Raw genomic sequence first — 20,542 nt, forward strand, 5'->3', positions numbered from 1 at the left:
GCACCTGACAGCGCGCGGGGTGTGCCGGGCCCCACCCGTCGGGCCCCGCGCCCGGCGTCCGGGATCATGGGACGTGAGCCACCTCTCTTCCGGTCAGTGGAAGTGGCTCGGAGGAGAAGGGAGACCCCGCGTGGTTGACGGCGACATGACCCCGCCCGCGCCGAGCACCACCGCCCCCCAGCAGTCGCGGCAGGACACACGACGTGACCTGACCCAGGACCTGGCCCACAAGATCGTCGCCGTGGGGCCGCACGCGGGGGCCCACCGGGTCGCGCTGCGCGCCGCGCTCACGGTGGCAGTGCCGCTCCTGCTCCTGTGGGGCACCGGGCACCTGGCCTGGTCGGCGTACGCCACCTTCGGCGCCTTCTGCGCCGTCTACGCCCGCAACGACCCGTGGCGTGCCCGCGTCGGGATGCAGGCGCGGGCCGGCGCGTGGCTGGCGCTGTCGGTCACCATCGGCGCGGTCGTCGCGCTCTCCGACCACCGGGCCTGGCTCTCCGTGCCCGTCACGGCGGCCTTCGCCGCGGTCGGCTCGCTGCTGTCCGACCACTGGGGCTGGCGTCCGCCGGGCCCGCTCTTCACCGTCTTCGCCCTCGGCGCCTGCTCGGCCATCCCGGCGACCGGCACCACCGTGCTCGCCGCGCTCCTCGTGGGCTCCGGCTCCGTCCTCTTCGGCCTGGTCGTCTCCGCCGTCGCGGGCATGCTGGGCGCCCGCGGCGCCCGCGCGGGGCAGGACGCCGCTCCCACCCCGCCGCCGCACGTCCGCCCCACCGACATGGGTCGCCACGCCGTCCGCGCCGGCGTCGCCGTCCTGCTCGCGGGCGGCGTCTCCACCGCGCTGGGGATCGGCCACCCCTACTGGGCCATGGTCTCGGCCGTCGTCCCGCTCATGGCGCGCGAGTGGCTGCCCGCGCTCGTCCGCGGCATCCACCGCGTGCTGGGCACCTTCGTGGGCCTGGCGATCGCTGCGGTGCTCCTGTGGATCGACCCGCCGGGCCTCGTGGTGGTGCTCCTCGTCGTCGTGCTCCAGGGCTGCGTGGAGCTGCTGGTGATGCGCAACTACGCGCTCGCGCTGCTCCTCATCACCCCGCTGGCGCTCCTCATGGTGCAGGTGGCCAATCCCGAGCCGATGGGCACGCTGCTGTTCGACCGCGGCCTCCAGACGCTGCTCGGGGTCGTCCTCGGCCTGCTCGTCGGCTGGGCGGCGGCTCAGCTGCTCCCGCGCTCGAAGGAGCTCGCGTAGGTCGTCTCGCCGACCGCGATCGAGTACTCCGCGTAGTAGGCCTCGACCCCGTGGCGCTGGGCCGCCCGGTGCCGGGGGTGCTCGGCCCAGGCGCGGTGGCCGGCCGCGTCCGCGAAGGTGACGACGGTGCAGCGCTCGCCGTCGGCGGCGGTGAACGTCTTGGTCTCCACGAACCCGGGCATGCCCTCCGCCAGCGCGGCCACGACCTCGAGCTCGGCGCGGTAGTCACCCTCGTGCTCGGGGCGGAGCCGGTTGCGGAAGACGGTGACGACCTGGCCGGGGAGCGGAGTGTGCACGCACCGATCATCGCCCCCGGGCCGCCCCTCGACGAGCGCGAGGGTGAAGGGGTTGTGAGCCGCGGCCCGCGGCGGGTTAGAACAGGGACGTGAGCACCCGACCCGTCCCCTCCGCCGTCCCGGTCCCCGCCGTCGTGCCGGGCGCCTCGGCGGCCGCGCTGGACGCCGCCGACCCGCTCGCCGGCCACCGCTCGGCTTTCGTGGGCAGCGAGGGGTCGCTGGTCTACCTCGACGGCAACAGCCTCGGCCGACCGCTCCGGGTGAGCGCCGGCCGGATGGCGACCTTCGTGCAGGAGGAGTGGGGCGGCCGGCTCATCCGCGGCTGGGGCGACCTCGGCGAGGGCGGGTGGACGGACCTGCCGACCACGCTCGGCGACCGGCTCGGCCGGGTCGTGCTGGGCGCCGGGCCCGGTCAGACGGTGGTGGGCGACTCCACCACGGTCCAGCTCTACAAGCTCCTCCACGCCGCCTGCTCGCTGCGCCCGGGCCGCACCGAGCTGGTCGTGGCCACCGACGACTTCCCGACCGACCGGTACGTCGCCGAGTCCGTCGCCCGCGCTCGTGGGCTCAGCCTGGTGTGGGTGGAGCCGAGCGACCCGGCGGCCGGCGTCACCGACGACGACGTCGCGGCGGTGACCGGGGACCGGACGGCCGCCGTCCTGCTCTCGCACGTCGCCTACCGCTCCGCGTGGGTGGTGCCCGTCGCCGGGATCGCGGAGGTCGCCCACGAGGTCGGGGCCCTGCTGGTGCTCGACCTCTCGCACTCGGCCGGCGTCCTGCCCGTCGACCTGGACGCGACCGGCGTCGACCTCGCCGTCGGGTGCGGCTACAAGTACCTCAACGGCGGCCCGGGCGCCCCCGCGTTCGCCTTCGTGGCCGCGCGGCACCACGACGTGCTGGCCCAGCCGGTCACGGGGTGGATGGGGCACGCCGACCCCTTCGCCATGGGCCCGGGCTACGAGCCCGCCCCCGGCGTGCGCCGGCTCGTGGCCGGCACGCCGCCGGTCCTGGCGATGCAGCCCCTGGTCGACATGCTCGACCTGCTCGAGCAGGTGGGCATCGACGCGGTGCGTGCCAAGTCCGTGGCCCTCACCTCCTTCGCGACCGACGTCGCCGGGCGCCTGCTCCCGCAGGCCCGGCTCGGCTCCCCGGCCGACCCGGCCCGGCGCGGCGGGCACGTGACGCTCACCCACCCGCGGATGCGGGAGGTCGTGGCGGCGCTGTGGCAGCGGGACGTCCTGCCCGACCACCGCGAGCCCGACGGGCTGCGGGTCGGCCTGTCGCCGCTGTCGACCTCGTTCGCCGAGGTCGAGGCGGGGATCTCGGCTGCGGCGGAGGTCCTCGCCCACCTAGGTTGAGCCGGTGAGCCCGACCCCGCCGTCCCCGCCCACCCCGCCGTCCCCGCCCACCCCGCCCACCCCGCCGTCGTCCCTGCGCGTGCCCCGGCCCCTGCGACCGGGGGACGTCGTCGGCGTCACCGCCCCCTCGGCCGGCGTGGCGCCTGCCATGGCGGCGCGGCTGCGCGCGGCCGTGGAGGTGGTCGCCGCCCGTGGCTACGACGTCCGGCTGGGCGAGTGCCTGCTCACCGACGGCGACCCGGTGGTCTCCGCGCCGCGCGAGGCCCGGGCGGCCGAGCTCATGGGGATGCTGCTGGACCCGGCGGTGGCGGCGATCGTCCCGCCCTGGGGCGGTGAGCTGGGCATCGACCTCCTGCCGCTGCTCGACTGGGACGCCCTGGCGTCCGCCGAGCCCACGTGGGTCGTCGGCTACTCCGACCTCACCACCCTCATGCTCCCGCTCACCACGCGCCTGGGCTGGGCGACCCTGCACGGGCACAACCTGATGGACACCCCCTACACGGTGCCCGACGGGCTGGTCGGCTGGCTCGACGTCCTCGAGCACGACCCCGCCGACGGGCCGCTGACGCAGACCTCGCCCGGCAGGACCCGGCGCGAGGGCTGGGACGACTACCGCGGTGACCCCGGGGTGGCCGTCATGACGCTGGACGCCACGACCGACTGGGTCACGCCCAGTGAGGGGCCCCTGCCCGGGCCCTTCGCGGGTCGGCTGGTCGGCGGGTGCCTGGAGACCGTCGCCCACCTGGCCGGCACCCCCTACGGCGACGTGCGCGGCTGGGCCCGCGAGCACGCGCCGGAGGGGACCGTGGTGCTGGTCGAGGCCGCCGAGCACGCCGCCCTCGACGTGGCCCGGGCGCTGCACGGGCTGCGGCTCGCGGGCTGGTTCGAGCACGCGAACGGAGTGCTGGTGGGCCGGACGCCGGCACCGGACTCGCCCGCGTTCACCCAGGCCGACGCCGTGGCGGACGCGCTGGCGGGGCTGCGCACGCCCGCGGGCCGGGACCTGCCCGTCGTGAGGGACGTGGACTACGGGCACACCCAGCCGTTCGCGTCCTGGGTCGCGGGCGCGTGGGCCGAGGTCGACCCCGCCGCCCGGGTGGTCTCGCAGACCTGGTGACGCCTGGCGGCCGCTGGCCGGCCGACCGGGGGCGGTGTGTCAGCAACGTGCTGGGGCGGCGGTTCGGTTGCTCAGGCACCGCTGATCGGCGGGCCGGGGAGTGGCGGTGTGTCAGCAACCTGATCGGGCGGCAACTGGGTTGCTCAGGCACCGCCCACCAGCCGGCCACGGACTGGCGGTGTGTCACCAACCTGCGCGGGCAGCAGCTCGGTTGCTCACGCACCGCCCAGCAGCCCGCTGAGGCGGGCCAGGGAAGCGTCGGGCTCACGGCCGGGGACGCAGTCGCCTGTCCACCAGGGCGGCCAGCGCGCACAGCGCCAGGAAGAAGACGGTGATCCCGGCGCAGACGACGGCCACGCCGCCCCAGCCGTTCTCGTCGACGTCGAGGAACGGGTAGGGCACCCAGCCGGTGAGCCGGCCGTAGGTCAGCGTCACGACCAGCCACGCGACCGCCCAGCCGACGGCGACGCCCACGGCCCGGCGGTCCACCCGGGGCCGGGGACCGACGGCGACGAACGCCAGCAGCGCGAGCACCGGCACCGCGACGTGCAGGGCCTTGTCGGCCAGCCAGCTGGCCCCCTGGAGGTGCAGCAGCGGCCGCAGCAGCAGGAAGTGCACGACCCCGGTCACCGTGATCCCCACCAGACCGGCCAGGCGCAGCCCGCGCCACCAGCGCAGCCCGTCGCGGGCCGGGTCGCGCACCAGCGTCCACGAGGCCACCGCGACCAGCACGTTGGACTGGATCGTGAAGTAGGCGACGAACCGCAGCAGCGCCAGGCCCAGCGGAGGGGCGGAGGCCTCGTCCAGGACCGCCGCGCCGGTGAGGACCAGCACGAGCTGGAGCACGAGGGCGGCCGTGGCGACGACGGCGGTGAGCGTGTGGAGGACGCGGGGCAGTCGGGCCAGCCGTCGGGGAAGCCGGGCGGGGCCGCTCGTGGAGGTCACGGGGCAGCAACCTAGTGGGTGGGGCAGGAGGGTGGCGGCGGTCCGGGCGCGGTGGGAAGGTCGCGGACATGGACGCACGCATCAGCTTCGTCACGCTCGCCGTCGCCGACGTGGAGGCCAGCAGACGCTTCTACGTGGACGGCCTGGGCTGGGAGCCCGAGCTGTTCGTGCCGGGGGAGGTGCTGATGATCCGCGCGGGGGAGCGGCTCGTGCTCTCGCTGTGGGACGCCGAGGCGTTCACCGCCGAGATCGGCGAGGCGCCGCGCACCGGCCCCGGCGTCGCGCCGCTCACCCTGGCGCACAACGTGGCGACGCCGGGCGAGGTGGACGCCGTGCTGGCCGAGGCGCGCGCCGCGGGCGCCGCGATGGTGTCCGTGCCGGTGGCCCGGGACTGGGGCGGCTACACCGGCTACTTCGCCGACCCGGACGGCTTCCGCTGGGAGGTCGCCCACAACCCGGGTCCGATCGGGCTCTCGGTGCTGCCGTGAGCGGGCAGCAGGCCTCCGGCCGGCCCGGCCCCGACGAGCGCGAGGTCTGGGGCACGAGCCAGGTGGACGCCGCCGGTCTCTCCGGCTGGCGGCCGCTGCTCGGGGTGCTGCGCGTGCGCTACCGCACGGGCTCCTTCGGCGTCGGCGCCGCCTTCGTCGCCGAGGTCGCCCGGCTGGCCGACGCCGCCCACCACCACCCGGACGTCGACCTGCGGTACGGGCACGTCGAGATCGGCCTGGTCAGCCACGACGTCGGCGGCCTCACGGTGCGTGACGTGCTCCTGGCCCGGGAGATCTCCGAGCTCGCCGCGGAGACGGGCCTGGTCGCGGAGCCCGAGGCGCTGCGCCGGCTGGAGCTGGCCCTGGACACGTGGGACGCCGAGGAGGTCGCCCCGTTCTGGGCGGCGGTGCTCCAGGGGCGGGTCGAGCGGGTGGAGCACGAGGAGGGGGTGGAGGTGCAGGTCGTCGATCCCGGGGGAGCCCTCCCGCTGGTGTGGTTCCAGCCGTGCCCCGCGCCGGGTGGTCCGGGCACGGCCGCGAGCGTGCCGCAGCGGTGGCACCTCGACGTCCGCGTGCCCCCGGAGGAGGTCGAGGAACGGATCGCGGCCGCGCTGGCGGCGGGTGGCACCATGGTCTCGGACGGTCGGGCGCCGGCGTTCTGGGTCCTCGCGGACGCCCAGGGCAACCGGGCCTGCCTGACCACGTGGCACGGGCGCGGGGAGTGACGGCTCCACCGCTCGCGGGCGACGTGACGCCGTTCACGATGCGAGAGGACCGTCTTGCATCCTGGGACAACAGAGGGCGCGGCATGGTGGGGACGAAGCAGGGGCGTTACCGTGGCGACATGCGACTGTTCCTTCTCGTATCCACGCGGCGCGCAGCCTGAGCCCGATCCACGCTCAGCGCGCGCGTCACCCCTCGCAGCCGATGGCCGGGGGGATTTTTTGTGGGTTCAGCACGAGGACAGGACGCGGCCGACGAGCGTGACTCGATCGGCCGGGACACGAAGGTGAGGGCAAGGAAGTGCAGGGCATGAGCGAGATCACGGGCGCGCAGAGCCTGGTCAAGTCGCTGGAGGCGGCCGGGGCGCGGAACATCTTCGGCATCCCCGGGGGAGCGATCCTCCCGGCGTACGACCCGCTGATGGACTCCTCGGTGCGGCACATCCTGGTGCGCCACGAGCAGGGCGCCGGCCACGCCGCGCAGGGCTACGCCGCCGCCACGGGCGAGGTCGGCGTCTGCATGGCGACCTCCGGCCCGGGCGCGACGAACCTGGTCACCCCGCTGGCCGACGCGCACATGGACTCCGTGCCGATGGTCGCCGTCACCGGTCAGGTCGGCGCCGCCCTCATCGGCACCGACGCCTTCCAGGAGGCGGACATCCGCGGCATCACGATGCCGATCACCAAGCACAACTTCCTGGTGACCGACCCGCTGGAGATCCCCACCAAGATCGCCGAGGCGTTCCACCTGGCCCGGACCGGCCGCCCCGGCCCCGTCCTGGTCGACATCGCGAAGTCGGCGCTCCAGGCGACGACCTCGTTCACCTGGCCCACCGAGCTCCAGCTGCCCGGCTACCGCCCGGTCACGCGTCCGCACGCCAAGCAGATCCGCGAGGCTGCCCGCCTCATCGGGGACGCCCGGCGCCCGGTCCTCTACGTCGGCGGCGGCGTGATCCGCGCCCGCGCCGCGAAGGAGCTGCGGGTGCTGGCCGAGCTGACCGGCATCCCGGTCGTCACCACGCTCATGGCCCGGGGCGCGTTCCCCGACAGCCACCCGCAGCACCTGGGCATGCCCGGCATGCACGGCACGGTCGCCGCCGTGGCCGCGCTGCAGAAGTCGGACCTGATCATCAGCCTGGGCGCCCGCTTCGACGACCGGGTCACCGGCAACCTCGAGCACTTCGCCCCGCACGCGCTGGTCATCCACGCCGACATCGACCCGGCCGAGATCGGCAAGAACCGGCACGCCGACGTCCCGATCGTCGGGGACGCCCGCGAGGTCATCAGCGACCTCGTCGTCACGCTCCAGGCCGCGGCCGAGAACGGTCAGACCGGCGACTACGAGCAGTGGATCGGCTTCCTCGCCGGGATCAAGAAGAAGTACGCCCTCGGCTGGGAGCAGCCGCCCGCCGGCAAGCTCTCCCCGCAGTCGGTGATCCAGCGCCTCGGCCAGATCTCGGGCCCTGAGACGGTCTTCACCTCCGGGGTCGGCCAGCACCAGATGTGGGCCGCGCAGTTCATCGGCTACGAGAACCCCAACACCTGGATCAACTCCGGTGGCCTGGGCACCATGGGCTTCTCCGTGCCCGCGGCGATGGGCGCCAAGGTCGGCCGCCCCGACGCGACCGTCTGGTCGATCGACGGCGACGGCTGCTTCCAGATGACCAACCAGGAGCTCGCGACCTGCGCGATCGAGAACATCCCGATCAAGGTCGCGATCATCAACAACGACAACCTGGGCATGGTCCGGCAGTGGCAGACCCTGTTCTACGAGCAGCGGTACTCCAACACCAACCTGCAGAAGCACGGTGGCCCGGTCCGCATCCCCGACTTCCCGAAGCTGGCGGAGGCCTACGGCTGCGTGGGCCTGGCCTGCGACCGCCCCGAGGACGTCGACGCCACCATCGAGAAGGCGATGGAGATCAACGACGTGCCCGTCGTCGTGGACTTCCGGGTCCACAAGGACGCGATGGTGTGGCCGATGGTCGCCGCCGGCGCCTCCAACGACGACATCCAGTACGCCCGCGACCTGGCCCCCGAGTTCGACGAGGACGCGATCTGATGACCAAGCACACCCTGTCCGTCCTCGTCGAGGACAAGCCCGGCGTCCTGGCCCGCATCGCCGGCCTCTTCAGCCGCCGCGGCTTCAACATCGACAGCCTCGCCGTCGGCCCGACCGAGCACCCGGAGATCTCCCGGATGACGATCGTGGTCAACGTCGAGTCGCTGCCCCTCGAGCAGGTGACCAAGCAGCTCAACAAGCTCGTCGAGGTCATCAAGATCGTGGAGCTCGACCCCGAGCAGTCCGTGACCCGCGAGCTCGTCCTGGTCAAGGTCTCGGCCACCCCCGAGACCCGCGGCCAGGTGCTGGACACCGTCCAGCTGTTCCGCGCGAAGGTGATCGACGTCGCCACCGACGCCCTCACCATCCAGATCACCGGGAACGCCGGCAAGATCGCCGACTTCCTGCGGGTGCTGGAGCCCTTCGGCATCCGTGAGATCGTCCAGTCGGGGATGGTCGGCATCGGCCGCGGTGCGCGCTCGGTCTCCGAGCGCAGCCTCAAGCCGGTCGCCATCCCCGCGCCCCCGCCGGCGCAGGCGGTCTGACCCCGCCTGCTGCGCGCCAGCACACGCTGGCCCGGCGCCCGCCGGCCGGCCCCCTGAGCCAGACCTGGCCCAGGAAACGAACCCAGAAGCACACCCAAGAAGGAGAAGCCCCCGTGGCTGAGATGTTCTACGACGACGACGCCGACCTGTCCCTGATCCAGGGCAAGAAGGTCGCCGTGATCGGTTACGGCAGCCAGGGCCACGCCCACTCGCTGTCGCTGCGCGACTCCGGCGTCGACGTCCGGATCGGCCTCCAGCCGGGCTCGAAGTCCACCCCGAAGGCCGAGGCCGAGGGCCTCACCGTCGGCACCCCGGCCGAGGTCTCCGCCTGGGCCGACGTGATCGTGATCCTGACCCCGGACCAGCACCAGCGCAAGGTGTACGCCGAGGAGATCGCCCCCGCCCTCAAGCCGGGCAAGACCCTGGTCTTCGGCCACGGCTTCAACATCCGCTTCGGCTACATCACCGCTCCCGAGGGCGTCGACATCTTCATGGTCGCCCCCAAGGGCCCGGGCCACCTCGTGCGCCGCGAGTACGTCGACGGCCGGGGCGTCCCGGTGCTCGTCGCCGTCGAGAAGGACGAGACCGGCGGCGCGTGGCCGCTGGCCCTCTCCTACGCCAAGGCGATCGGTGGCCTGCGTGCCGGCGGCATCAAGACCACCTTCACCGAGGAGACCGAGACCGACCTGTTCGGTGAGCAGGCCGTCCTCTGCGGTGGCGCGTCGCAGCTGATCATGTACGGCTTCGAGACCCTGATCGAGGCCGGCTACCAGCCCGAGGTCGCCTACTTCGAGTGCCTGCACGAGCTCAAGCTCATCGTCGACCTCATGTACGAGGGCGGCATCGCCAAGCAGCGCTGGTCGATCTCCGACACCGCCGAGTTCGGTGACTACGTCTCCGGCCCGCGGGTCATCACCCCGCAGGTGAAGGAGAACATGCAGGCCGTCCTCAAGGACATCCAGGACGGCGTGTTCGCGCAGCGCTTCATCGACGACATGGACGCGGGCTCCCCGGAGTTCAAGAAGCTCCGCGAGGCCGGCGAGTCGCACCCGATCGAGAAGACCGGCCGCGAGCTGCGCAAGCTCATGGCGTGGGTCAAGAGCCACGACACCGACTACGTCGAGGGTCACGCGGCTCGCTGAGCCCGCACCCGCCTGACGGCACCCGCCTGACGCACGCCGGCCCCGCACCCTCCTGGAGGGTGCGGGGCCGGCGTCGTCGAGGGGGTTCGCGGCCGCTACTTGACCTCCGCCCGGCCCAGGCGCCACAGGCCCAGGGCGAGGGGCAGGACGAGCCAGGCGGCCGCGGTGACGCCGAGCTGGGCCCAGCCCTCGCCGGTCGCCGGGAAGCCCTCGAACAGGTTGCCCTGGTGGTAGTTGAAGTCGACCCACGGCTGGGCGTCGGCGAACCAGGGCTGCGCCGCGGCGAGCACCGTGGTGAGCCCCACCAGCACGTAGCCGTAGACGAGGTAGGCGACCATCGCGGCAGCGGTGCTGCGCAGGAGCGTGGCGAGCATGAAGCCGACGAGGACGCCGAGCACGTTGCCGAGCACGATGGCGGAGAACTCGGCGAGCGAGACGTCCCAGACGGGGTCCACGCCCACGACCGCGGCGCCGACGAGGTTGCCGATCGCGCCCACGCCGGCGGCCACGACCATGCCGAGGACGCCGACGGCGAGGGCGTCCACGAGCTTGGCGGCCACCACCCGGCCGCGGTGCGGCACGAGGGTGAAGGTCGCCAGGCCGGTGCGCTGGCTGAACTCCGAGGTCACCGACAGGATGGCGATGACCGGCAGGATGATCGCCATGGGGATGCCCACCGCGGTGGCGAAGCTGCTGTAGTCGACCATCTCCTCCGGCGCCCAGGCGATCACCGCGACGCTGGCCAGCACGGAGGCGACGGCGATGGCGATCACCAGCCAGGCGCCCGCGCGGGTGTCGACCATCTTGCGGGCCTCGACCACGAGGAGCCGGCCGAACCCGATGGCGGGCGGCGCCGTCCGGTGGCCAGCGACCGCGCCGGCCCTGCCCGTCGCGGTGGTGAGGGTGCTGCTGGTGGCGCTCATGCTGCTGCTCCTGCGGTCGGACGGGTCGGGGACGGGCTCGTCGCCGGGGTGGTGGTCTCGCGCTGGGTGTCGGCGGTGAGCTGGAGGAACATCTCCTCGAGGCCGGCACCGTCGTCGGCCCGCAGCTCGGTGAGGGCCAGGCCCGCCGCCAGGGCGACGAGGCCCGCGGCGGTCGGGTCGGCGTCGGTGCGCAGACCCGCGGTCGCGTCACCCGCGTCCACCCGCTCCACGTGGTGGCCCGCACCGCTCAGGGCCTCGGCCAGGAGACCCGGCTCGGCGCACCGCACGAGCGTGCCCGACCCGGCCAGCAGCTCCTCCTTGGTGCCGCCGGCCACGATCCGGCCCCGCCCGATGACCACGATGTCGTCGGCGACGACCTCGATCTCGTGCAGCAGGTGGCTGGAGAGCAGGACGGTGCCGCCGTCGGCGGCGTAGCCCGCGAGCAGGTCGCGCATCCAGCGGATGCCGGCCGGGTCCAGGCCGTTGGCCGGCTCGTCGAGCACGAGGACCCCGGGGTCGCCCAGCAGCGCGTGCGCGAGGCCGAGGCGCTGGCGCATGCCGAGGGAGTAGTCGCGGATGCGGCGGGACGCCTCGTCCTGGGTGAGGCCGACGAGGTCGAGCATCTCGTCGACGCGGGTGCGGGGGAGGCCCATGGTGAGGGTGGCGACCCGGAGGACCTCCCGTCCGGTCCGGCCCGCGTGCTGGGCGGAGGCGTCGAGCAGGACGCCGATCTCCCGACCCGGGTTCGGCAGCCGGTGGTAGGGGCGACCGAGGACGGTGGCGCTGCCGGAGGTGGCGGGCGTGAGCCCGGCCAGGACGCGCAGCGTCGTGGACTTGCCCGCCCCGTTGGGCCCGAGGAAGCCGGTGACCCGCCCGGGGCGGGCCGTGAAGGAGACGTGGTCGACGGCGGTGTGCCCGCCGTAGCGCTTGGTGAGTCCGTCGATGACGATCATGGGCCCATCCCACCGCCGTGCGGCAGGGCGCCACATCGGGTGGACGACGGGGGCCGACCCCCGACCGGGGTGGTCCGTTCCCGGGGTCGTCTCGGGGAACACCCCGGGACGCACCGGGGTTGAGCACCCTCGTGGAGATCGAGATCTGGTCCGACGTCGTCTGCCCCTGGTGCTTCATCGGCAAGCGTCGCCTCGAGGCGGCCCTGGCCGACTTCGAGCACGCCGACGAGGTCGACGTGGTGTACCGCTCCTTCGAGCTGGACCCGACCGCCCCCCAGCACGGCCACGAGTCGACCCTGACGACGCTCTCGCGCAAGTACGGTCGCAGCGAGGCCGAGATGCGGCAGATGATGCAGCACGTCAAGGACACCGCCGCCGAGGTCGGCCTGGACTTCCGGATCTTCGAGAACGTCCACACCAACACCGTCGACGCCCACCGGCTGCTGCACCTGGCGCTGGCCGAGGGCGGCGCGGCTGTCCAGGGCGACCTCAAGGAGCGGCTGCTCTCGGCCTACTTCGAGCGGGCCGAGGACGTCGGCGACCACGCCGTGCTGCGTGCCGAGGCCCTGGCCGCCGGCCTCGACGCCGCGCGCGTCGACGCCGTGCTGGCCTCCGACGAGTTCCGCTCGCAGGTGTGGGCCGACGTCGACGCGGCCCGACGCTACGGCGCCACCGGCGTCCCGTTCTTCGTCATCGACCGGGCCTACGGGATCTCCGGCGCCCAGCCCACCGAGCTGTTCGCCTCCGCGCTCCAGCAGGCCTGGGACGCCTCGCACCCGGTGCTCACGCCCCTGGGCGCGGAGACGGGGGCGGAGGCCTGCGGCCCCGACGGCTGCGCGATCTGACCCCCGCGCTGTCGGACCCCGCCTCGGGGGACCTGGGTCCCGGCGAGTCGGGACCGAGGTAAGGCGAACCTCATCTTGGTTAGGCTTACCTACGCTGCATGGCTTATGGTCCTCCCATGCTGGGCAACTTCCTGATCGGTCTGCGCGAGGGCCTCGAGGCGACCCTGGTGGTCTCCATCCTGGTGGCCTACCTCGTGAAGTCGGGCCGCTCGCACCTGCTTCCCCGGATCTGGGTGGGCGTGGCCATCGCGATCGGCGTCTGCGTCGCCATCACCGTGGGGCTGGGCCTGCTGGGCCGCCAGCTCACCTTCCAGTCCCAGGAGATCATCGGCGGCTCGCTGTCGATCGTCGCCGCGGGCTTCGTGACCTGGATGATCTTCTGGATGGCCGGCGCGGCCCGCACCATCGGCACCGAGCTCCGCGGCCAGGTGGACGCCGCCGCGCACGGCTCCGGCTGGGGCCTCGTCCTCGTGGCGGTCCTCGCCGTGGGTCGCGAGGGCCTCGAGACGACGCTCATCCTGTGGTCCAACACCCGCCAGGCCACCGGCTCGGCGCTGGGGGAGCAGACCGCCACGCCGGTGATCGCCGCCCTGCTGGGCATCGCCACGGCCGTCGTCCTCGGGTACCTGCTCTACCGGGGCGCGATCAGCATCAACCTCACGCGCTTCTTCACCTGGACGGGCGCGCTGCTCATCTTCGTGGCCGCCGGCGTCCTGTCGTACGGCGTGCACGACCTCCAGGAGGCCGGTGTCCTGCCCGGCCTCAACACCTTCGCCTTCGACGTCTCGCACGTCGTGAGCGCCGGCTCCTGGTACGGGACCGTGCTCAAGGGCGTCTTCAACTTCTCCCCGCAGACCACGTGGCTCGAGGCGATCGTCTGGGTCGCCTACGTGGTGCCGGTCCTGACGCTCTTCGTGCGTCGGGTCCGCCGGCCCGTCCAGCCCGCTCCGGCGGCGCAGGCCGAGCCCCAGCAGCGCGCCGCGGCCTGACCCGCCCGCCGCGCAGGGGCCGGCACCCGTCGTCCCCCTCTTCTCCCCGCACCTCCCGTCCCTCCCTTCCCTGAGAGAGAACCTGCGATGCGCCGTCACGCGATGACCCCTGCCCGAAAGATGGCCCGAAAGATGGCCCGGAAGTCGGCCCGGAACCTGGCCCTGGTGTCCGCCCTGGCCCTCACCGTCCCGGTGCTGGCCGCCTGCACCGAGGCCGTGCCGTCCGCCGAGAGCGACGACGACGGGCGGACCGTCACGGTCACCTCGGACGCGGACAGCTGCGAGGTGTCGACCGACGACGTGCCCGCCGGCACCGTCACGTTCAACGTCACCAACACCGGCGACGAGGTCACCGAGTTCTACCTGCTCGCCTCCGACGGGCTCACCATCAAGGGCGAGATCGAGAACATCGGCCCGCAGGCCACCCGCCAGCTCGTGCTCAACGCCGCGGCCGGCGACTACCTGACCGCCTGCAAGCCGGGCATGGTCGGCGAGGGCATCCGCTCCGACTTCACCGTCGAGGAGTCCGACGAGGAGGTCGAGGTCTCCGCCGACGAGCAGCAGCTCATCGACGACGCCGTCAGCAACTACGCGGCGTACGTGAAGGACCAGTCCGACCAGCTCCTCGTGGCCACGAAGAAGTTCGTGACGCTCTACGAGGCCGGCGAGGACGACGAGGCCCGCGCGCTCTACCCGCTGGCCCGCACCCACTGGGAGCGCATCGAGACCGTGGCCGAGTCCTTCGGCGACCTCGACCCCGAGATGGACCTGCGCGAGGCCGACCTCACCGCCGGCGAGGAGTGGACCGGCTGGCACCGCATCGAGAAGGACCTGTGGCCCGAGCGCGCCAAGAACTACACCGCGCTGACCACCAAGGAGCGCACCTACTACGCCGAGGACCTGCTCGCGAACACCGAGACCCTCGACAAGCGTGTGCAGAAGCTGACCTACACGGTCGACCAGATCGCCAACGGCTCGCGCGGCCTGCTCGAGGAGGTCGCCACCGGCAAGGTCACCGGCGAGGAGGAGTACTGGTCGCGCACCGACCTCTACGACTTCCAGGCCAACGTCGACGGCGCCCGGGTCGGCTTCGAGGGCGTCGCCCCGATCCTGGAGACCAAGGACCCCGAGCTCGCCGCCTCGCTGCGCACCCGCTTCCAGCAGATGGACGACCTGCTCGCCCAGTACCGCACCGGTGACGACTTCGTCAGCTACGACGACCTCACCCAGGCGCAGGTCAAGGAGCTCTCCGACGCGGTCAACGCCCTGTCCGAGCCCCTGAGCCAGCTGACCGCGGCAGTACTCTCCTGACCGTGGCGGGCATCTCCAGACGAGGACTCCTCGGCGGCGGCGCGGCGGTCGCCGCCGCCGGCGTCGCCGCCGGGGGCTACGCCCTCGGCCAGGCCGCGGCCGGCGAGCAGGACGTCGCCGAGGACGGCGGCCTGGTCTACGCGTTCCGCGGCGAGCACCAGGCCGGCATCACCACGCCCGCGCAGGACCGGCTGCACTTCGCCGCCTTCGACGTCATCACCGACGACCGGCAGGCCCTCGTGGACCTGCTGGTGCAGTGGACGGCAGCGGCCGAGCGGATGACCAAGGGGCTGGACGCCGGCCCGGTGGGTGCCGTCGACGGGCCGTACAACGTCCCGCCCGACGACACCGGCGAGGCGCTGGGCCTGCCGCCCGGCGGCCTCACGATCACGTTCGGGTTCGGGCCCAGCCTGTTCTCCAAGAACGGCGTCGACCGCTTCGGGATCGCCGACCGGCAGCCCGCGGCGCTGGCGGACCTGCCGCACTTCCCGGCCGACGTCCTGGACGCGGAGAAGAGCCGGGGCGACCTGTGCATCCAGGCCTGTGCCCAGGACCCGCAGGTCGCCGTCCACGCCATCCGGAACCTCGCCCGGATCGGCTTCGGCACCGTGAGCGTCCGCTGGAGCCAGCTCGGCTTCGGCCGCACCTCGTCGACCTCCACCAGCCAGGACACGCCCCGCAACCTGTTCGGGTTCAAGGACGGCACGGCCAACGTGAAGGCCGAGGAGACCGCGGCGCTCGAGGACTACGTGTGGGTCCAGGAGACCGACGACGGGGGCGACTGGCTCGCCGGCGGCTCCTACCTGGTGGCCCGGCGGATCAACATGACCATCGAGGTCTGGGACCGTCAGCCCCTCGACGACCAGGAGTCGTTCATCGGCCGCACGAAGGGCACGGGCGCGCCGCTCTCGGGCGGCACCGAGTTCTCCGAGCCGGACTTCGACATGCCCGGCTCCAACGACCAGCCGATCATCCCCGTGGACTCCCACGTCGCCGTCGTCCACCCGGACCACCACGGCGGGATGCGGATGCTGCGCCGCGGCTACAACTTCGTCGACGGCAGCAACGACCTCGGTGGCCTCGACGCGGGGCTCTTCTTCATCGCCTTCGTGCGTGACCCGGACACGCAGTTCCTGCCGATCCAGCAGGCGATGGCGAAGAACGACGCCCTCATGGAGTACCTGCGCTTCACCAGCTCAGCGCTCTTCGCCGTGCCGCCGGGCGCGGGCGAGGGGGAGTACGTGGGCCAGGCGCTCTTCACCTGAGTCGTCGGTGCTCCCGGTGCGCGCCCGCTCAGGTGCGGCGGGCGAGCACGACGGACAGCCCCGCCACTGCGGCGGCCAGCGCCATGACCCCGACGAAGGGCCAGCGCGAGTCCGAGGTGCCCAGGGTGGTGAACACGAGGCCGCCGATCGCCACGCACACCGCGGCGCCGACGGAGTCGGCGATCGTCACGGCCGAGGAGGCCGTCCCGTGGTGGGCGCGGGGGGTCCGGTCGAGCACCGCGGACGTGATGCGCGGGTAGGCGAACCCGAGGCCGCCCGCGGTCGCGAGCCAGCCGACGCCGACGAAGGTGCCGGCCCAGGCCGCGTGCGGCTCCACCAGCGCCACCCCGAGTTCCACGAGGACGCCGACGAGCGCGAGCCCGCCGCCGAGGAGCAGCGCGGCGCGGTCCTCCACGCGGGGGCCGTGGCCCTGGAGCCAGGCGCCGCTGGCCCAGGACACGCAGGCGACGGTGAGGACGAGACCGGCCAGCCACGGCGGTGCGTCGTAGCGGGCCTGGAGCAGGAACGGCAGGTAGGCCTCGGCGGTGAAGTAGGCGCCGGCCACGGCGGCGCGGTAGGCGATGATCGCGGGGATGCCGGGGGCACCGCGCAGCGTCCCGTCCGGCAGCAGCGGCCGCAGCGCCACCAGCGCCAGCGCCACCGCGCCGAGAGCCACCGCCGCCCGCGGCAGGTACGCCAGCGACGACGCCAGGTTCAGCAGGACGACGGCCGCGGCGACGCCCACGGCCAGCAGGAGCCGCACGCCCGGTCGGCTCGTGCCCACCCCGCCCGTGGGCAGGGCAGGGCCCGCTTCCTCGTCGGCCCGCGCCGCGGCGTCGGGCTGGGGGTTCGCGCCGTGCTCGCGCGCGACCCGGCGCAGCGTGGGCACGAGGAACGCGGCCGCGGGGACCTCGAGCAGCAGCACGCCGAGGAAGACCCAGCGCCAGCCCACGGTGTCGGCGACCACGCCCGCGACGAAGGGGCCGACGATCCCGGGCAGCACCCAGGCGCCGGCGAAGGCGCCGAGGATGCGTGGCCGGTCGACCGGCGCGTACGCCAGCCCCACGAGGACGTAGAGGCACACCGAGATCGACCCCGCGCCCAGGCCCTGGAGGAACCGGCCGACGACCAGCACCTCCATCGACGGCGCCAGGCCCGCGACCACCAGCCCGAGGCCGAAGAGGCTGATCGCGGTGAGGGCCGGGCGCGCGAGGCCCCAACGGTCCGCGGCGGCACCTGCGGCCACCATGCCGACCACGCCAGCGGCCAGGGTGGCGGAGAAGGCGACCGCGTAGAGCGACCGCCCATCGAGGTCGGCGGTGACGACCGGCATCACCGTGGCCACCGCGAGCGACTCGAACGCCGCCAGCGCGACGAGGGTCAGCGCCCCGACCGTCGCGGAGCGGTAGGCCGAGGAGAGCAGCGACGTGGGCCGATCGGCCGGGGTCGTGCGCGCGGTGCGGGGGAGCGTCACGCACGCACGCTAGTCCCCTCTCCCACCCCGGCTGGGAGAGGCACCTCCTGGTGGACGGGGTTACCATGGCCCACGCCACAGCGTCGTGCGCTCCCACCCGCTCCTGGCGCCCGTCCCCCTGGGCGCCCGCCGCTCCGGCCCCGACCCGGGCAGACCGCCCTCGCGTCGCCGCCGAGCGTCCCACGCCTCTGGAGTAGCCCGCTCGTGTCGCTGACCGCAGGTGCCCCCACGCCCGCCGAACCGCCCGCCCCCGCCGCGCCGCGCGAGCCCCTCGCGGCCGCGCGCACCCGTCCGCGCCCGCACCCCGTGGAGGCGCGCACCGCACCGGCGAGCCGCGGCCCTGTGCTGCCCGCTCATGACCTGCCCGCTCATGACCTGCCCGCTCATGGCGTGCCCGGTCCTCCGGTCCGTGGACCCCTCGCCCCCGCCGCGGAGACCCCCGTGCCCACGAGCCCCCTCGCCCCGGTGCTGCGGCCCGTCGTCGTGGTGGCCGAGCCGCTGCACCCCGTCGCCGAGGTGGAGCTCGGCGCGGGCGTCGAGGTCCGCCACGTCGACGGCACCGACCCGGCGGCGCTGCGCGCCGCGATGGGCGACGCCCAGGCGCTGCTCGTCCGCTCCGGGACGGTCGTGGACGCCGCCCTCCTGGCGGCCGCTCCGCGCCTGCGGGTCGTCGCCCGTGCCGGCACCGGGCTGCGCAACATCGACGTGCGGGCCTGCACGCAGGCAGGGGTGATGGTGGTGACGGCGCCGACCGCGAACCTGGTCTCCGCGGCCGAGCTCACCGTCGGCCTGATGATCGCCGCCGCGCGTCGCATCGCCCCGGCGCACGCCTCGCTGCGGGCGGGACGTTGGGAGCGGCAGGACTTCGTGGGCACCGAGCTCGCGGGCCGCACGCTGGGCATCCTGGGGCTGGGACGGGTCGGGGTGCTCGTGGCGCAACGGATGGCCGCGTTCGGGATGCACGTGGTCGCGCAGGACCCGTTCGTGCAGGCGGGCCGGGCCGCCCAGCTCGGCGTCCGGCTCGTCGACCTCGACACCCTGCTGCGCACCTCGGACGTGATCAGCGTCCACCTGCCACGCACGCCCGAGACGCTGGGGCTGATCGGCGAGCGCGAGCTGGGCCTGGTCAAGCCGTCCCTCGTGCTGGTCAACGCCGCGCGCGGAGGGATCGTCGACGAGGCGGCGCTGCACCGGGCGCTCCTCGAGGGCCGGGTGGCGGCGGCCGGCCTGGACTCGTTCGCCGAGGAGCCCGCGACCGGCAACCCGCTGCTCGCGCTCGACAACGTGGTGGCCACGCCGCACCTCGGCGCCTCGACCGAGCAGGCGCTGGAGAAGGCCGGCCGCGCGGTGGCGCGGTCGGTGCGACAGGCGCTGTCGGGCGAGCTCGTGCCCGACGCCGTCAACGTGCACGGCGGCGTGATCGCCGAGGAGGTGCGGCCCCTCATCGGCCTCACCGAGCGGCTGGGCCGGGTGTTCACCGGCCTCGCGGGGGGCAGCGCGGTCTCCTTCGACGTGGAGGTCCGCGGGGAGGTCGTCGACCAGGACGTCCGCGTCCTGGAGCTGGCCGCGCTCAAGGGGGCGCTGTCGGGGGTCGTGCTGGACGAGTCGGTCAGCTACGTCAACGTCTCGCTGCTCGCCGCCGAGCGCGGCACGGCCGTGCGGCTGCTCACCGACCCGGTGAGCGAGGACCACCGCACCCTCGTGACGCTGCGCGGCACCCTCGCCGACGCCACCACGGTCGAGGTCTCCGGGACGATGGTCGGTACCAGCGAGCGGCAGCGCCTGGTCGGGCTCGACGGGGTGGAGATCGACCTCGACCTCGCCGACCACCTGGCCTTCCTGCGGCACCCGGACCGCCCGGGCACCGTCGGCACCCTCGGGCAGGTCCTCGGCGCCGCCGGGGTGAACATCGCGGGCATGCAGGTGGTCCGGCTGGACGGCGAGGTGCTCGTCGCGCTCGCCGTGGACTCGCCCGTCCCCGAGCCGGTCCTGGCGACCCTCGCCGCGGCGCTCGACGCGAGCTGGGCGCGCACGGTCTCGCTGGGCTGAGGGTTCCCGCGGGTCCTCCCCACCGGGCGGCCTCCGGGTGCACCCTGGACCGGTGAGCGAACCGACGCTGCTCGAGGCCCTCGGTGGGGAGGACGCCGTCCTGGCCCTCGCCCGGGCCTGGCACGCCCGCGTCCTGGCCGACCCGGTCGTCTCCCACGCCTTCAGCCACGGCTTCCACCCGGACCACGAGGCCCGGCTCGCGGCCTACCTCGTCGAAGCGATGGGCGGGCCGCCGGCGTGGACGGGCGGCTCCGGCCGTCCTCGGCTGGGCACGGAGTCACAGGTGGTGCGCGACCACAGCGGCAACGGCGCCCACACCGTGATGGACGACAGGGCGATCGACTGCTGGGAGGCCGCGCTCGTGGACGTCGGTGTACCGCCCGACGGCCCCACCGCCCGACTGAACGCCGCGCTCGCCGGCTGGTTCGTGTGGGGCACCCGGGTCCAGATGGCGCGGTTCCACGCCGACGCCGCGGACGTCCCCGAGGGGCTGGTCCTGCCGCGGTGGTCGTGGGAGCCGCCCGGCTGAGGTGGGCGGTGTGTGAGCAACCGGGTTGGTGTGCGGATGGGTTGCTGGGGCACCGCCCATCGGGGCTGGGCTGGGGTGGCGGTGTGTGAGCAACCGGGTTGGTGTGCGGATGGGTTGCTGGGGCACCGCCCATCGGGGCTGGGCTGGGGCACCGGGGGCTGGGCTGGGGTGGCGGTGGCTGAGCAACCAGGTTGGTGTGCGGAAGCGTTGCTGGCGCACCGCCCATCGGGGCTGGGCTGGGGTGGCGGTGGCTGAGCAACCGGGTTGGTGTGCAGAAGCGTTGCTG

19 protein-coding genes are annotated in these 20,542 nt (G+C 74.0%); 14 read left to right on the forward strand and 5 right to left on the reverse strand.

Annotated elements, in window-relative coordinates; all coding sequences use genetic code 11:
• The first annotated feature begins 130 nt into the window (after window positions 1–130).
• The gene (locus tag E8D37_RS12975; RefSeq protein WP_240770404.1) at window positions 131–1,243 is read left to right on the forward strand and encodes an FUSC family protein; all 1,113 of its coding nucleotides are present in this window, start codon (window positions 131–133) and stop codon (window positions 1,241–1,243) included.
• Here E8D37_RS12975 and E8D37_RS12980 read toward each other — a convergent pair.
• Window positions 1,210–1,539 (reverse strand): antibiotic biosynthesis monooxygenase, encoded by a 330-nt coding sequence (locus E8D37_RS12980; RefSeq protein WP_136570210.1) that lies wholly within the window; start codon window positions 1,537–1,539, stop codon window positions 1,210–1,212. The genes E8D37_RS12975 and E8D37_RS12980 overlap by 34 nt on opposite strands.
• Window positions 1,540–1,628: 89 nt before the next feature.
• Here E8D37_RS12980 and E8D37_RS12985 point away from each other — a divergent pair, with 89 nt between their 5' ends.
• Together E8D37_RS12985 and E8D37_RS12990 are read left to right on the forward strand one after the other, a co-directional pair.
• The gene (locus E8D37_RS12985; protein ID WP_240770405.1) at window positions 1,629–2,897 is read left to right on the forward strand and encodes an aminotransferase class V-fold PLP-dependent enzyme; all 1,269 of its coding nucleotides are present in this window, start codon (window positions 1,629–1,631) and stop codon (window positions 2,895–2,897) included.
• Between the two features lie 4 nt (window positions 2,898–2,901).
• Window positions 2,902–4,014 (forward strand): S66 peptidase family protein, encoded by a 1,113-nt coding sequence (locus E8D37_RS12990; protein ID WP_206055742.1) that lies wholly within the window; start codon window positions 2,902–2,904, stop codon window positions 4,012–4,014.
• A 264-nt stretch (window positions 4,015–4,278) separates the two neighbouring features.
• Here E8D37_RS12990 and E8D37_RS12995 read toward each other — a convergent pair whose 3' ends face one another.
• Window positions 4,279–4,959, reverse strand: a complete 681-nt coding sequence (locus E8D37_RS12995; RefSeq protein ID WP_136570211.1) for a Pr6Pr family membrane protein — start codon at window positions 4,957–4,959, stop codon at window positions 4,279–4,281.
• 68 nt (window positions 4,960–5,027) lie between these two features.
• Between E8D37_RS12995 and E8D37_RS13000 the strand changes: the two genes are divergently transcribed.
• The 5 genes from E8D37_RS13000 (at window position 5,028) to ilvC (ending at window position 9,918) form a co-directional block, all read left to right on the forward strand.
• The gene (locus E8D37_RS13000) at window positions 5,028–5,447 is read left to right on the forward strand and encodes a VOC family protein (protein WP_136570212.1); all 420 of its coding nucleotides are present in this window, start codon (window positions 5,028–5,030) and stop codon (window positions 5,445–5,447) included.
• On the forward strand, window positions 5,444–6,172 hold the full coding sequence (locus tag E8D37_RS13005; protein WP_206055743.1) for a VOC family protein: 729 nt from the start codon (window positions 5,444–5,446) through the stop codon (window positions 6,170–6,172). Before E8D37_RS13000 ends, E8D37_RS13005 begins: the two co-directional genes overlap by 4 nt.
• 298 nt (window positions 6,173–6,470) lie before the next feature.
• Window positions 6,471–8,231 (forward strand): acetolactate synthase large subunit, encoded by a 1,761-nt coding sequence (locus tag E8D37_RS13010; RefSeq protein ID WP_346763592.1) that lies wholly within the window; start codon window positions 6,471–6,473, stop codon window positions 8,229–8,231.
• Window positions 8,231–8,776 (forward strand): acetolactate synthase small subunit, encoded by a 546-nt coding sequence (gene ilvN, locus E8D37_RS13015; protein WP_136570214.1) that lies wholly within the window; start codon window positions 8,231–8,233, stop codon window positions 8,774–8,776. Before E8D37_RS13010 ends, ilvN begins: the two co-directional genes overlap by 1 nt.
• A gap of 113 nt (window positions 8,777–8,889) precedes the next feature.
• The gene (gene ilvC, locus E8D37_RS13020; protein WP_136570215.1) at window positions 8,890–9,918 is read left to right on the forward strand and encodes a ketol-acid reductoisomerase; all 1,029 of its coding nucleotides are present in this window, start codon (window positions 8,890–8,892) and stop codon (window positions 9,916–9,918) included.
• 95 nt (window positions 9,919–10,013) lie between these two features.
• On the opposite strand, the gene E8D37_RS13025 is transcribed toward ilvC, so the two are convergent.
• Window positions 10,014–10,841 (reverse strand): ABC transporter permease, encoded by an 828-nt coding sequence (locus E8D37_RS13025; protein WP_136570216.1) that lies wholly within the window; start codon window positions 10,839–10,841, stop codon window positions 10,014–10,016.
• Window positions 10,838–11,794: an ATP-binding cassette domain-containing protein gene (locus tag E8D37_RS13030; protein WP_136570217.1), complete on the reverse strand. Its 957-nt coding sequence runs from the start codon at window positions 11,792–11,794 to the stop codon at window positions 10,838–10,840. Before E8D37_RS13030 ends, E8D37_RS13025 begins: the two co-directional genes overlap by 4 nt.
• A 119-nt stretch (window positions 11,795–11,913) precedes the next feature.
• Here E8D37_RS13030 and E8D37_RS13035 point away from each other — a divergent pair, with 119 nt between their 5' ends.
• The 4 genes from E8D37_RS13035 (at window position 11,914) to efeB (ending at window position 16,204) form a co-directional block, all read left to right on the forward strand.
• Window positions 11,914–12,639: a DsbA family oxidoreductase gene (locus tag E8D37_RS13035; protein WP_240770406.1), complete on the forward strand. Its 726-nt coding sequence runs from the start codon at window positions 11,914–11,916 to the stop codon at window positions 12,637–12,639.
• A gap of 116 nt (window positions 12,640–12,755) precedes the next feature.
• Window positions 12,756–13,628 (forward strand): iron uptake transporter permease EfeU, encoded by an 873-nt coding sequence (gene efeU, locus E8D37_RS13040; RefSeq protein WP_136570218.1) that lies wholly within the window; start codon window positions 12,756–12,758, stop codon window positions 13,626–13,628.
• A gap of 102 nt (window positions 13,629–13,730) precedes the next feature.
• Window positions 13,731–14,939 carry an iron uptake system protein EfeO gene (efeO, locus tag E8D37_RS13045; RefSeq protein WP_240770407.1) on the forward strand — a complete coding sequence of 403 codons (1,209 nt, stop codon included), beginning with the start codon at window positions 13,731–13,733 and terminating at the stop codon, window positions 14,937–14,939.
• A gap of 2 nt (window positions 14,940–14,941) precedes the next feature.
• Window positions 14,942–16,204 (forward strand): iron uptake transporter deferrochelatase/peroxidase subunit, encoded by a 1,263-nt coding sequence (efeB, locus tag E8D37_RS13050; protein WP_240770408.1) that lies wholly within the window; start codon window positions 14,942–14,944, stop codon window positions 16,202–16,204.
• A 28-nt stretch (window positions 16,205–16,232) separates the two neighbouring features.
• Here the strand turns inward: efeB and E8D37_RS13055 are convergent, their stop codons facing one another.
• Window positions 16,233–17,678, reverse strand: a complete 1,446-nt coding sequence (locus E8D37_RS13055) for an MFS transporter (RefSeq protein WP_136570220.1) — start codon at window positions 17,676–17,678, stop codon at window positions 16,233–16,235.
• A gap of 441 nt (window positions 17,679–18,119) precedes the next feature.
• Here E8D37_RS13055 and serA point away from each other — a divergent pair, with 441 nt between their 5' ends.
• Together serA and E8D37_RS13065 are read left to right on the forward strand one after the other, a co-directional pair.
• Window positions 18,120–19,727: a phosphoglycerate dehydrogenase gene (gene serA, locus E8D37_RS13060; RefSeq protein ID WP_240770409.1), complete on the forward strand. Its 1,608-nt coding sequence runs from the start codon at window positions 18,120–18,122 to the stop codon at window positions 19,725–19,727.
• A gap of 52 nt (window positions 19,728–19,779) precedes the next feature.
• Entirely contained in the window at window positions 19,780–20,256 is a 477-nt protein-coding gene (locus E8D37_RS13065) for an oxidoreductase (protein WP_136570221.1), read from the forward strand.
• Window positions 20,257–20,542 lie beyond the last annotated feature (286 nt).

The organism is Nocardioides sp. GY 10127 (assembly GCF_004919085.1).
Classification (GTDB): domain Bacteria; phylum Actinomycetota; class Actinomycetes; order Propionibacteriales; family Nocardioidaceae; genus Nocardioides.

Excerpts from the sequence above, each read along its gene's own strand:
- E8D37_RS13000 (WP_136570212.1), top strand. The coding sequence starts at position 5,028 with ATGGACGCACGCATCAGCTTCGTCACGCTCGCCGTCGCCGACGTGGAG.
- ilvN (WP_136570214.1), top strand. The coding sequence starts at position 8,231 with ATGACCAAGCACACCCTGTCCGTCCTCGTCGAGGACAAGCCCGGCGTC.
- E8D37_RS13025 (WP_136570216.1), bottom strand. The coding sequence starts at position 10,841 with ATGAGCGCCACCAGCAGCACCCTCACCACCGCGACGGGCAGGGCCGGC.
- E8D37_RS13030 (WP_136570217.1), bottom strand. The coding sequence starts at position 11,794 with ATGATCGTCATCGACGGACTCACCAAGCGCTACGGCGGGCACACCGCC.
- efeU (WP_136570218.1), top strand. The coding sequence starts at position 12,756 with ATGCTGGGCAACTTCCTGATCGGTCTGCGCGAGGGCCTCGAGGCGACC.
- efeO (WP_240770407.1), top strand. The coding sequence starts at position 13,731 with ATGACCCCTGCCCGAAAGATGGCCCGAAAGATGGCCCGGAAGTCGGCC.